General features: G+C 29.6%; 13 protein-coding genes. All 13 read right to left on the bottom strand.

Annotated features, from left to right (window positions below):
- Nucleotides 1-9: 9 nt before the first annotated feature.
- Nucleotides 10-489: a hypothetical protein gene (locus tag ABVM53_RS00275; protein ID WP_405328109.1), complete on the bottom strand. Its 480-nt coding sequence runs from the start codon at nucleotides 487-489 to the stop codon at nucleotides 10-12.
- A gap of 157 nt (nucleotides 490-646) precedes the next feature.
- Nucleotides 647-1,075: a hypothetical protein gene (locus tag ABVM53_RS00270; protein WP_405328107.1), complete on the bottom strand. Its 429-nt coding sequence runs from the start codon at nucleotides 1,073-1,075 to the stop codon at nucleotides 647-649.
- Nucleotides 1,076-1,195: 120 nt separating this feature from the next.
- Nucleotides 1,196-2,128, bottom strand: coding sequence for a hypothetical protein (locus ABVM53_RS00265; RefSeq protein WP_405328104.1), 933 nt, complete (start codon nucleotides 2,126-2,128; stop codon nucleotides 1,196-1,198).
- Nucleotides 2,129-2,246: 118 nt separating this feature from the next.
- Nucleotides 2,247-2,978: a phospholipase D family protein gene (locus ABVM53_RS00260; protein ID WP_405328101.1), complete on the bottom strand. Its 732-nt coding sequence runs from the start codon at nucleotides 2,976-2,978 to the stop codon at nucleotides 2,247-2,249.
- A 167-nt stretch (nucleotides 2,979-3,145) separates the two neighbouring features.
- Nucleotides 3,146-3,442, bottom strand: a complete 297-nt coding sequence (locus ABVM53_RS00255) for a hypothetical protein (protein WP_013994000.1) — start codon at nucleotides 3,440-3,442, stop codon at nucleotides 3,146-3,148.
- Nucleotides 3,423-5,435 (bottom strand): histidinol-phosphatase, encoded by a 2,013-nt coding sequence (locus ABVM53_RS00250; protein WP_405328097.1) that lies wholly within the window; start codon nucleotides 5,433-5,435, stop codon nucleotides 3,423-3,425. Before ABVM53_RS00250 ends, ABVM53_RS00255 begins: the two co-directional genes overlap by 20 nt.
- Before the next feature lie 599 nt (nucleotides 5,436-6,034).
- Nucleotides 6,035-6,637, bottom strand: a complete 603-nt coding sequence (locus tag ABVM53_RS00245) for a short chain dehydrogenase (protein WP_405328095.1) — start codon at nucleotides 6,635-6,637, stop codon at nucleotides 6,035-6,037.
- A gap of 325 nt (nucleotides 6,638-6,962) precedes the next feature.
- Nucleotides 6,963-7,265 (bottom strand): ArsR/SmtB family transcription factor, encoded by a 303-nt coding sequence (locus ABVM53_RS00240; RefSeq protein WP_405328092.1) that lies wholly within the window; start codon nucleotides 7,263-7,265, stop codon nucleotides 6,963-6,965.
- Between the two features lie 301 nt (nucleotides 7,266-7,566).
- The gene (locus tag ABVM53_RS00235) at nucleotides 7,567-8,139 is read right to left on the bottom strand and encodes a hypothetical protein (RefSeq protein ID WP_405328089.1); all 573 of its coding nucleotides are present in this window, start codon (nucleotides 8,137-8,139) and stop codon (nucleotides 7,567-7,569) included.
- Nucleotides 8,140-8,292: 153 nt separating this feature from the next.
- Complete coding sequence (locus ABVM53_RS00230) at nucleotides 8,293-8,877, bottom strand: hypothetical protein (protein ID WP_405328087.1); 585 nt, start codon at nucleotides 8,875-8,877, stop codon at nucleotides 8,293-8,295.
- Nucleotides 8,878-8,896: 19 nt separating this feature from the next.
- Nucleotides 8,897-10,426 carry an ADP-ribosylglycohydrolase family protein gene (locus ABVM53_RS00225; protein WP_405328084.1) on the bottom strand — a complete coding sequence of 510 codons (1,530 nt, stop codon included), beginning with the start codon at nucleotides 10,424-10,426 and terminating at the stop codon, nucleotides 8,897-8,899.
- Nucleotides 10,423-11,106 carry a DarT ssDNA thymidine ADP-ribosyltransferase family protein gene (locus ABVM53_RS00220; RefSeq protein ID WP_405328081.1) on the bottom strand — a complete coding sequence of 228 codons (684 nt, stop codon included), beginning with the start codon at nucleotides 11,104-11,106 and terminating at the stop codon, nucleotides 10,423-10,425. Before ABVM53_RS00220 ends, ABVM53_RS00225 begins: the two co-directional genes overlap by 4 nt.
- Nucleotides 11,107-11,115: 9 nt before the next feature.
- Nucleotides 11,116-12,627 (bottom strand): 3'-5' exonuclease, encoded by a 1,512-nt coding sequence (locus ABVM53_RS00215; protein WP_405328079.1) that lies wholly within the window; start codon nucleotides 12,625-12,627, stop codon nucleotides 11,116-11,118.
- Nucleotides 12,628-12,695 lie beyond the last annotated feature (68 nt).

The following is a 12,695-nucleotide window of genomic DNA, read 5'->3' as shown; positions in this document are numbered from 1 at the left end:
CTTGTATTTTTATTCCTTTTGTTTACGATGTAATCCAGTTTTCACACCACTTACAGCAAGGAGAATTATTAAAATAAGTTGGGTGCTTATTAAGCTGTACTCAACGGTATGCCACAGATTTCCGGTATTTTCGTCAATTGCGCCAGCTGAAGGTGAATATGAGGTAGTAGAGATCGAACTTATTGAATTAACCCAGGAAATAAGAAATGTGAAGATTATAATTAGCACTATATCTGAAATCATAAAGATGCTGTTTACAGTTGCATTTTTAAAATTATTAAGCAGCATCCGGATTAGGTAAACAACGAAGAAAATAAATGTTACCAGTGCACAAATAAGGTAAATATTAGCAATTACATAATAGGTGTCGTAACTATTAATAGTAGTAACGGCTTCATTTTGTAAACCATCAACTCCAAAAATTGAATATATCAAAATTAGTACACTGCCTAATGTTCCTAGTATCCAGTATATTTCTCTCTTATACATTTTTATAATTTCTTTTCAGTTTTATACTCGGTGGTCTGCGGTATAAATAGCGTTTGGCTTCAAAATTATTATATTTCTGGAGTATGTAAATAATATTTTTTTGACTTCCTTTAAGCGTATCGTATTCTTCAAGAATTTCTGATAATTAGATACAGTCTTATTCTTTACATATTTTCCCCGTCATTTGATGCGTTTCTCCATTGACACTTAATGTGGATTTAAAATAAAAACATTTTCCTACTATTTTTACCAATTCATTTAAAATCCCAATATTGTCATTCAAAAACTTCTGATATTCGGTTAACTCCATTTTTGAATCGTCAAACTTGAGTCGATATGTACAGTCATCTATCCATTCAATAATCTCGTAAGCAATTTTATTAAAATCTGCTCCAAGAATATTTTCTGGGTCTTCAACTATTTCAGTTTGGTGATTTCCATTTCGAATTATTTTATAGGGCAGTAAAGTTTCCTTATCTGCTGGAACATAGAAATTTCCATTTTTAAAATCTGAACACGCTAATTCCTGAGCATTAATTTTAATTCCAATAACTAGAAATAGTGCGATTAGGATTGTTTTTTTCATTCAATATATTGTTTGTCGATACTCTGGATTACATCACGAATAATAATGTGAGTTGCGAGAGTTAGCATTAAATTCATACAGTAGGCGAGAACTAGCAATTACTTATATGGTTTTGAAATATTATTTATTTTCAGATTCTATTTTTATATGATTCAATACTCGTTCATGTATTCTGTGAATTATAAAGTTAGACCAAGTTTTCCAGTAAATTTCTGGTGTAATATCTACTTTGTACCAAGTCGTTCCTTCTAGTTCCGTTTTGTTTTCGCCAATTTTGGTCAGTTTAAATTGTCCTTTATATGACTTGAAATAACCATTTAAATGTGGTGGATGAATATCCCAAAATGGATTAAATTCATTCATTGGAATTGGTTGTTCGTTTACGTCAAATTGTAATAAATTCGGTTCGTTCCAAGTAGTGATTGGCTCTACAAAACTACCAGTTGTAAAATTACAATACCTTATTGCTCCAATTCCAGTTCCTTTGATTGTTGCGTCAGTAGGATATGAAATCCCAGTTTTAAATATCCATTCATTAGGTGCATCTATTTTGTCAAAAGTCACAACGTTTTTCCAAACATTCTCAATATTTGAGTTAACAATAACTTTCGTTTTAACAGGAATTAAATTTTCAGGCTCATTTACATAGTCGAAACTCATTGAACTCAAACAAATGATTAAAAGTCCAATTGTTGTATTTGTCGGATTTATCCACTTTCCAGAGTTTGCTTTAAATCCTAAATAAGAGCCAAGCCAAACTGATAAAGCGATTAATGGTAAAGACATTGCAATACAAATCATTCCTTCAATTGCAAAAATTAAAAGTCCAATTAAAACAATTCCCAGTGTTAGAAAACTTAATTTATAACTATCTCTTTTATTTATTTCCGATAACTTTCCTTTAATAAAAGGTGGAAGAAATCCAATTAAGAATGGAATAATAAGAAATACTGTCCAACCATATTCTTTAAAAACTCCAATTGCTATATATCCTAAAATCGCAGATATAACTAATGTGATTGAAATTGAAAATATTTTTGGGTTTTTCTTCATTTAGAATTTGGTTACATTGATTTCAACGGTCACGGCTATGATTAGTTGCGCGAGTTAGCATTTAACTCTAGTGGTAGATTAGAACTAGCAATTACTCAAAGCCATTTGCATAGTTTTTTTATTCGGTTATATGTTTCGCAATATCTTCTGGCCAAATAACAAATTGCCCATATTGTCCGTTTTTCTCAATTCCACCAGTTTCTTTACCGCGTTTTGTTGTTATCCAATTATCCTCTTTTTTATACATTAGTTCATTGTCTGTAAACAACTTATTAACTTTTCGACTACTTAATCCAGTTAAATTAGATAACTCCTTGGTTGTTAATAACTTAGATTTGGAGTGATCTTTACTTTCCTGAACTTTCTTTATTGTGCTTTCAGTTTTCTTTTCTATTTCCTTATCGACTTTTTTGACAGATACTCTTATTTCCTCGCTAATGGTCAACAATCTTTGAACTTCATCATATATGTCATTATATAATTCAGCGTCTTTTTCTTTTGTAACGTGAATTCCCATTTCGTCATTATTCTGCTGCGAGAATGAATATAAATTCATTGAAGTTACAATTGCTTCGTTCTCATTTAGATAACATTTTGCGTGAAGAGAATTACAAAGACTTGTTCTTATTCCAATTTGACTTTCTAACCAATTACTTTCCTCAACCTGTAATTTATTCTCTCTGTATATAATTCGTATATCTCTTTTTTGAATATTTAGATTTTCCAAATTATCTTTTACTCTTTTATGAAATTGAAGATATGGACTAATCAAAATAAGTCTGTCTTTTGTTGTTTTTATTAGTTCTTCTAAATGATATGAAACACCTGTCGTGTTCAAAAATTTTGCCATTATTATTTCGTTTTCTCGTTTTTGTTAAATTGTTTACAAGGATTTCAGCTAGGTGTAATTATGGTGAATAATACAAAATTTAAAGTTCGTACCAACCGAAAATCCAGGATTTTCAGAAGTAGGCGAGAACTAGCCATTAATTTTATACGGTGTTGGCGGTAGTTTTTTTATTGATATTTTTCCAAAGCTTCTTTATAAATTGCTTCTGTTTCGTCTTTAAAACGGTCTTTATTATTTAAGAACGTATTAAGCTTTTCATAAATACCTTTGTAGATTATTTGATGTGCTTTATTCGCCAAATTATTTTCATCATAAACGTCCATTTCAAAATCTTCTTCAATTGCGAAATCTAGAAGTTTCATTAAATCTTCTTTTTCTATTTTGTCAATTTCAGTCCAATTTTCCGGTTCCGCTTTATCTTTTAGGAAAAAGGCTTGGTTATTATTAATCTTTAAGAATTTCATAATTCGTTATATTTCTTTGGTTATAAGCATCTTCTCCTGCTTCTAAACAGTTTAGAAGTACATCTAAGTTTTTAATTGTTTCTCCACCAACACTTTTTAATATTTTGCTAGTTGGATGACCAAAAAACACTTTGTAATCAACATTTCCTGCATTAACAGTTTTTTGCGTAAATACAAGGTGATTAGGATTTATTGATGCTCCGATAGTACTATTGTGAGTAACAACAATTACTGTAATTTCCTTTGATATTTCTTTAATTAATTCGTTTACCTCGCTTTTAAGAAAAATATTATCAAAAGAAGATTCTGGCTCGTCAATCAATAACAAATCGTGCTTTAATGCATCACTTATTTCGTGAAGTAAATTAAATTCAGAACGTTCTCCACCTGAAACTTCATAGCCGTGTTTATTTAATGTTCTGTAATCGATATCTACAAAATATTTATAGAATTCAGTTTCTTCGATTCCTACGTTTTGAAGAGAAATTAAAAATTTATATGGATTCTCGTAATTATTGAACGCATCACTAAAACGTAAATTGGTTTTACTTTTCTTTTTTAATTGTCCAGCTCCTGTATATTTTTTCGTTTTTGCTAAAACTTTAAAACCTCGTATTTCTTTACTATCAATAATTTTTTCAGATTGGACATTTTTAACCAACTTAATAAACTTTTCAACTTTAATTTTCTCTGATTGAATTTTTGAAAAATCAACTTCCTCAATAGATGTTGTTGTTGAGCGAAATTTCAAACTATCTTTTATAGATTCTATTAAATTATTTGTCCAATCTTTTTTTAGATTTTGCTCATAAAGTTCATTGTACTTTTGAATTAGTTCAATAGCTAAATTCTTTAAACTAATATCTGTTGCGTGCTTATTTACTATATCTTTATACTCGTTGGTTTCAAGTAAAGTTTCTGTAGCAGATATTAACTTTTTAAGATTTTCTAAACTATCAAGTGTGAATTTCGTTTCATTATACAATTTACATTTTGAAAATGTATCTAAATTATTAGCTTCAGAAGCATATTTTTTTAGAGAAATTAAATATTTGTCGAGCGAAATTTCATTAGATTTTAAATCTATTTCATTTACGTCTAAAACAACATCTTTAAATTCTTTGAGATAATTTTCCGTAACTAAACTGTGTCTTGTTGTAACTAATTTTTTGAAATTCTCTTTGTCATTTTGTAGTAAAGAAAATTGTCTTAAATATTTTACGTTATCAAAATTTTCGCAAATCTTGTCGAGTGTATATGTTTTACCAGAAGAACGACCTCCAACGATTACATTTAAACTTGTTGACAACATAATTCCATCATCAGTCGCTTGAAAAAAGTCATTTCCATCTTCTTCTGAAAGAAAGACTTTAGTTTTATCATATAAACAACCTTTTATAGCATTTAATGTTGTCTCTTCAACATCAACATAAGTTTGTCTTGTTGGATATGAAGACATATTTTCAACAAACCTACAATCACTAAAAATTAGAGGTGTAAGTTTATCAGCCTCTTTTATACAAGTTTTAAATTTTCTTAAACTAGTTACTTCTCCTGCAATGATGTTATCTCCTAATTTTTTTAAGGTGATTGGTTTAATATTTGGCTTTTTATCGTAGTGAGGAATTAAAAGGTAATCATTGAGATTAGGAAAAATATCAATTAATTGCTCATAATTTATAGAATCATCTTTGGTAGGAATAAGGTCTTTTACTTTTTGGCATTTTATAGCAAAATCATCAAGAATATCATTTTCAGATATTAATAATAAATGACCTCCTTCTAAATCAATTTCGATTCCAGGAAAAACTTTAATTTCAAGTTTTTTACATATTTCTTGAAATTGGATTTTGTCAAACAAATTATGATTAGTAATAGCTATACAATCAATTTTAAGAAGATTTACATACTCCTGAAGTGATTCTATGTCAAATTCAAAATGTCTGTCGCTTACAGATTGAACGGTGTGAATATGGAAATCAATTTTTTTCAATTATGTATGTTTTTTTAAATTACTGCCTAACAACCAAATATAAGTACAAGCACTTATTTTCATTATCTATTCATTTCTAAGGGCTTGCAACTAGTTACAATTCGTTGAAAGCTGATTTTAAGATAAATGTAATGTATTAAGGGTTATCAAAATTACAGGAATCTGTAATTGAGAAATTTAAAAGTGGGGGAGAGTTACTTAAAAATTATGGACCTCACGGTTTGCTGTATGAGAAGCGCTTTTTTCGAAAAAAATCAATTTTAAATGTGACACGAAGATGTTTTAATTCAAACGCCATTACTCTCATTAAGAATTTCTAATATTAACTTAATATTCATTTTGAATTATCGTATTAGAGTTGATACGAACAGTCGTTAATCTATTTAGAATCTCGTACGTATTTTAAATGAAATCTGCTTCAATATGGAATGCATAGTCAAATCTATTTTTCACGAAGATTTTGGTTGTATTTCTACTAAAGGTAGTGTACAAAAAATAAAGCGGTCCTAAAGGTTGGCTTTTCAGATTGCGCTAAAGGCAAATTTTCAATAAGCCTTAACCTTTTTAGAACCACTCATTAGAACATTGTGCGCAACTTTTTAGTTGTAAATTCTAATTATTTCGCCGTTTCCTTTCCCGTTTACACTTCTAACATATCCATTAATTACTTTATCCATTGGTATTGGGTTATGTCCTGGAAAATAGTCTTTATACTTTTCAAAAGCATCTTCCACCATTCCGGAAGAAACAGCATTTACGCGAATTCCGTTTTCAATTTCAAGCGCAACAGCTTGTACAAAACTATGTATTGCGCCATTTACCATAGACGCACTTGTTGTTTTTACAACTGGGTCGTCTGCCAAAATTCCTGTAGATAGCGTAATTGAGCCATTAGCATTTAAATAATTCTGTCCAATGCGTACAAGGTTCACCTGTCCCATTAATTTACTTTTTAATCCTAGATAATAGTCATCTTCGGTAAGCTCATTAAAATCTGCCCATTTGGCTTCTCCGGCGATACAGATGATAGCATCTACTTTGCCAATTTTCTCAAACATAGATTTTATAGAACTACTGTCTGCAATGTCGACAAGTACATCTCCATTGCTTCGGCCGGCGATTAAAATTTCGTAGTTTTCTTTAAAGTGTCGAACAATAGTTTTTCCTATTGTCCCATTTCCTCCAATTATTAAAATTTTCATGATCTTGAATTTTAAGATAAGCATTGAGCTTTGTTACATTTCTCTTTTTTATTTCGCGACTTGTATATGGTTAAAGTGGCGATGACACTCCAAAGTAAATTAGTTACAAATTGCGGAATTGCATTGTAGTAATAGCAGTTAATAGCTATTAAAAGGCCTCCAAGCAAGTTTAAATATTTACCATAATCTAAATATTTTCTATTTTGAATAAGGGTTAGGGCATAGGCAAGGATTATGAACCCCGAACCAGACCATCCTAAAATGTCGATTAGTGTCCTCATAGTTTGTTATATAGCGAATTATCGATATGTAATTCTAATTTTTTTTACATTAGAAAATCGGTAAACTGTTTAATTGTTTCTTCGTTTCTTTTTAAATAAGACCATTTTCCATGCCTTGTTGATATTAAAAGTCCGCATTTCTCCATATTAGTCAAATATGTTGAAATAGTTGATTGAGATAAACCGGCTTTTTCTTGAATATAAGTCACGCAAACGCCATCATTAAAATGTTTTAAGGTCTCGTGAGGTGGAAAGTTTTTTTCTGGTTCTTTCAGCCATTCCAATATCTGAAACCTGATCTGGTTAGATAGACATTTACCAATTTCTGTTGCTGTTTTTAAATTCATATTACAAACATATCTATAAATTGCGATATATAAAAATGAAAAACGTGCTTATTTTCATCAGGATGCTTTTGTGTTTGTTAGAAATAGGATTGTGTATGGATCTTAGTTTAAAGGGAATTGTCGCAATTATAATTTTTACCGATTATCCAAATAGGCCTTAAGCTTTAGTATTAGCAATAGCATGAGCTATTTTTGTATATGTTGTTGCCCACAGTATTTTATTTTGATCGTTGGTCAAGTATCACATATGTTTCCGCTATAGACTAGAAACTAGTACCAATTAACTACGGATTTAGCAGCTTTATTCTATTTCAAATTCTTTAATTATTGAATTTATCGGAATTGCTTTTACCTTTTTACCCTGCAATAAAAAAATCACATCCTTTGTTTTTCCAATTAGTATTCCATTGATAGTTTCATTGTCGGAATACTTTAGGTTTATAGGTGATTTTCTTTTTGTTTGTTTACTTGTGAATTTCCCATAAACATCAGCAGAAAGATTTATATATAAAATGAAAAGAATAAAAAATAAAGAGTACCTGTATGAGTTGAACCAGCTTTTTTTATCCCAACCAAAGTTCATACTCGAGTAATTCTTCGGAAATTTTCTTTTATAGAGACTATCAAGTTTAAAAAAGAGAAAAACTAATAGTATTGTTATGGTAGAAAATAATACTATTTTAAAATCAGAAAAAGGAGCTACTAAAAAATCAAAAACATCTGCATAATCAAAAATATTAATTCCGAATTCTGAGTACTTTTGATACGTAAAAAGCATTCCAATACCCACAATCAAAATATAGAAAATTGTAATTACAGTTTGAATTTCTTTAAAAATGAGTTCGTAAGTATCTTTAATTAATCCTTCTTTCATATTTAGGTCGTATTGCAACTAATTTGGGTATAAGATTAGTTACGTATTAAACACGGAATTTAGCAAATACAAACCGAATAGAGAATTTGCGAGGATTTTTGTAGGTAGGCGAGAACTAGTAATGGATTTTGTATGGTGTTAGGTTCGGTTATTTTACTCTACGTAAAGTTCAGTCGCTTTTCCTAATTCTCTTCCGTTGACTATAAACTTAATTTCCTTTTTAGATTTCGGAACCTGAACAATTAAAAAAGGTGATAATTCCTTATCATCATTTTCTGTATTTGAATTCACAAGATTATATTCGATAACAAGATATTTTTTATTCTCCATAATTTCGATGAGTTCAATTTTGTCAAATCCTTTTTTGTTTTTGTCAGATTGGAAAATCTCAACCAACATTTTCTTTTTATAAAGGGTTTTATCGTCAAGGTTATATTTTTTTCTAAAATCTGCTGGTAAATAGTCTTTATTAAAATACTTATTAAAACAGACAATTTGTAAGTCAGGAATTGGCGAGTCAGTTCCTTCTACGATAGTTTTATATTCAGTTTTTATCAGATTTTCATCTTGAGAATAAACTTTTACAAATGAGATAAATCCGATTATAATACTTATTAATATTATTTTATTTTTCATTTCGATTGGTTTTCCAATGTATTCAATCAGTTCAAATGTGAGCGTTGGCAAGACATACTCTTTTGCTTTTTTTTGGGTAGTGTTTGCTGGTGCGAATTGCAAATGTCTATGGCTTTTAGCGTTAGACTCTTTTTTCTATTAACTTTATTATTTCCTTAAATTCCTTTTTATCCGTTACGTTTAGAGATTCCATAAACTTTTCAATTCGTTCTTTTGATTTGTAATCTAAATTAAGTCCATTCCATAGGTTTACTTCTTTTTCCAAACTCGCCGTAAATAATTCAGATTTATTTTCTTTTACAATACTCAATAATTTTGCAAATCGACAAAATTGTCCATTGTCAAATTGAACATCTAAAATCAGATTGTATTTTCCTTTTGTTAAAGTCTTTTGTCTGTCAATTGCTTCAATTCTTCCATCTCCTAAAGTTTCAAGAAAGACTCTGTCGTTAATTTCAAAACTGTCATTTTCAATCTCTGAAATAGATTTAGTTTTTTTTGTGATTGTTATCTTATTAAAATCTGCTCGACTTTCGGAAATTTCAAGTAAGTGAATTGAAATTGCATCAATATAATCCAGGTCTTGAACATTTTTCCATTTTGATGGAATAATAGATTGCCCGTGTAAAGCACCAATTAAGCCACCTGCAAATGCAGCAATACTGTCTGTGTCAGTTCCAATTGAATTTACAGCTTGCTCAATTCCTTTTAATGGTTCTTTCGAGTACTTACAAGCTAAAAAAATACCTGCAATTACAGTAGATGTTCCTGAACCTTTCGTCTCGTTTTTATAACAGCCAAGTTTAGATAACGTATCAAAATCAGATGAATTATTAGTAATCAATTTATACGTTGTTCTTAAATATTCTTGTGTTTCATCAAGTATTGATTTGAATAAAATTCTAAAAGGTTCTTTAGAGTTTTTATTCCATTCAGCTTCCCAACTTCTTAATTTTGGATTATCTAAAAAGTCAATAGAGAATTTTTGATGAATATCTTTTCCTAATTCGGTAAGATAGTTTTTGTAGTTAAAATTATCAGGATTAAACCTCAAAATAGTATCAACGGAATAACCATAAAGCATTGCTCCTAAAATTGCTCTTGGATGTCCGTGAGTTATTATGCTATTTCCAAAGATTTCTTCTTTGATTTTTTCTTGCTCTCCGAAATTTGCCAATGCAATTGGCAATATTCTCATTGCTGCACCATTTGCACCACTTTCTCTATAGTCGATTGTAGCTTTACCTACTTTAAATGTGAAAAAGTTGTTATTCCATTTAGCTGATTTTCTTTCTATTTTTCGAGCTGCATTTTTAATAGTTCTTCCTGCTCCTCTTGAATAAAGTAACCAATCTGGCAATTCTTTTTTTGCAAAATACTGTTGGTCGACAAAACCATCTTTGTTGATTGAACGAGCGACTGAAAGTAAGAGTTGAGTATCATCTGAATAGGAACCTGAATTAAGTTTATCTACATAACCGTAAAATCTACCACCAACATTTTTTTCCCAATCGTGAAATGAATTGATGTAATCAGTTCCAAATTTTTTCTTCAAAGTGGTTTGACTTTTTTCAAATTCAGTCATCCAGCCTAAAGCGTCTCCAATAGCTGCCAGTTTTAAGCTACCTTTATATTTTGATTCTGCTTTCATATTGAACGATTTGGTGAAAATATTTCTTTATTAACTATAAATTTACTTGTATCAAAAGATGACATTGCAGCTTTAGCTTCTGCCATTTTTTCTTCTGATTCAAAACAAACAGCTAAAATACTATCTGATGAAATTTTATCTTTTACTAATATTTCTGCTTGGACATCAGTTGGATATTTTGAGTGAGCTGAATTTCTGGAAATAGTGCGAATACCATTGTAAGTATTTATGTTTAATTGTTCTGTGAAAAGCATTTTGAATTTATCCAAATCTCCAGAAATACCGTATTGTCTTTTAGCTCCATTTGAAGCTGCATTTGTGATTGCGAAAAGAGTTTCACTATCATAAATATGTTTGGGGTTTATTTTAATTACACACCAATTTATAGTAAAGTCTTCTTTAGTTTTTTGTCTAAATTTTGAAAATAAAAAGGTATTTGGACCTGATAGAGAAAGGTTAATATAATTTTTATCATCATATCTTACGTCATCTGTAAATTGAACATAATCTAAAATATCAAATTGCTCAATGTCTAAATTTTCCAATTTAGCTCTACTCATTAATTTATTATTTTCTAAAATACTGAATAAATTTATGGTTGGCGTAAAATGAATTAAACACTCGATTTCTCTATGTTTTATTTCTTTCTGAAATTCTATATGGTTTGGTTTTAAACTCATAGTTTATTTTTAAAAAGGTAAGTCATCATCATAAGTTTTTTTAGAAAAACTTTTTGGACTTATATTTTCTAATAAACTAGAGTTTATTTCTTTCAAATATCTTGACGGATTTAACTTGTCACTTGAAAATAGATATAGTTTTTTTCTTGCTCTTGTCATACAAGTATAAAGTAATCTTCGCTCTGTTGAAATATGAAATTCATCATCGGTTTCAATAAAACCTGGTGGATAAGGTATAATATCATCATTTAAGTCTAGGATAATTACATTGTTAAATTCAAGTCCTTTTACTGATGACATTGTACATATTTTAATGCTATCACTTCCATAATTTACTGCAAGATTGGATTTTACTAATTCTGTAGAAAAACCATTTGTATCTAAAAATGCTTTTATTTTCTTTACTCCACTTGTTGACCTATGTAAAACAACCGTACTTTTAAGATTACTATTGTTTTTTAGTATTGTTAGTTGGTCGTCAAGATGATTTAATTGATCGTAAAAGTCTGAATAATAAGCGATTTTCGGTTTTTCTCCACCTGTTAATGCAGTTTCTACTGTTGTAAATTCCGATTGGTCTTTTTCGTTTGAAAGCAGAGAAAGTGCAGCTTTAGCAATATGAACAGTATTTCTGTAATTCTTCTTAAATTCAATTGTTCTACCACCTCTTACATTAATACCAACTTCGCTCCAAACGAAACCACTCTTGAAAATACGTTGTGCTGCATCAGCAATTATTGATAAACTGTTTGTTTCTGTATCTACTAAACTTGAAATAGTTAGAATTTGTGCTTTATTTAAATCTTGTGCTTCATCAATTATTATGTGAGTGTATGGTGGAATAAAACTATTATCATTTTGTATTTTGTTTAATGCAAGAATTGCATAATCATCAAAATCTACTTGACCTCTTTTTTTTAATTCCTGATTATATTTTTCGTAAACTACCCAAATAACTTCTTTATCTACTTTTGTGACACGGTCAGAAGTTCCTCTTCCTGTTCTCGCAGCTTCAAGATATTCTGATTTGTAATTGAACAATTTACCTTTCATCCAAGATATTTCTTCTTGAAAAAACTCTGCACTTTTATCTAAAATGTTGGATGTACTCGAAGACAGTCCGCTGATTATGTCTTCTATATATTCAATTTGAGTCCATTGCATTATGGTTTGGTTGTATTTAATTCCTGCGAAACGAAAGGCCCAACTGTGAAAATTTATTATTTGGACATTTAGTCCATCTGCTGTTTTAGGTTTGAGTTCATCGCTATCTTTTTGATAACCTCCATTTATATATGGTTTGATAGCTGTTATATAAGCTGCAAGTGTTTTATTATATGTAAATATTACGATTTTTGTTTCTTTAAAAAGATTCGCTTGTGTCTCAAGTAAATGTTTTGCTCTATAAAGTGCAACTGTAGTTTTTCCACTTCCAGCAACTCCTTTTATTTGAATTGGGTTTGTTGGTGGTAAGAATAATACTTTTTTTTGTTCTCCTTTCAGAGTAATTTTTTTCAACATTTCATTTTGATTTAGAGCGTTAGAAAAAAGGTGTCATTCTTCTTTTTTCAAACAATTTAATAATTTAC

It is taken from the genome of Leeuwenhoekiella sp. LLG6367-2.1 (genome assembly GCF_045055775.1).
GTDB classification, from domain to species: Bacteria; Bacteroidota; Bacteroidia; order Flavobacteriales; family Flavobacteriaceae; genus Leeuwenhoekiella; species Leeuwenhoekiella aequorea.
The sequence above is the reverse complement of the archived record's forward strand: the minus strand, read 5'-3'. Positions and strand labels throughout refer to the sequence as shown.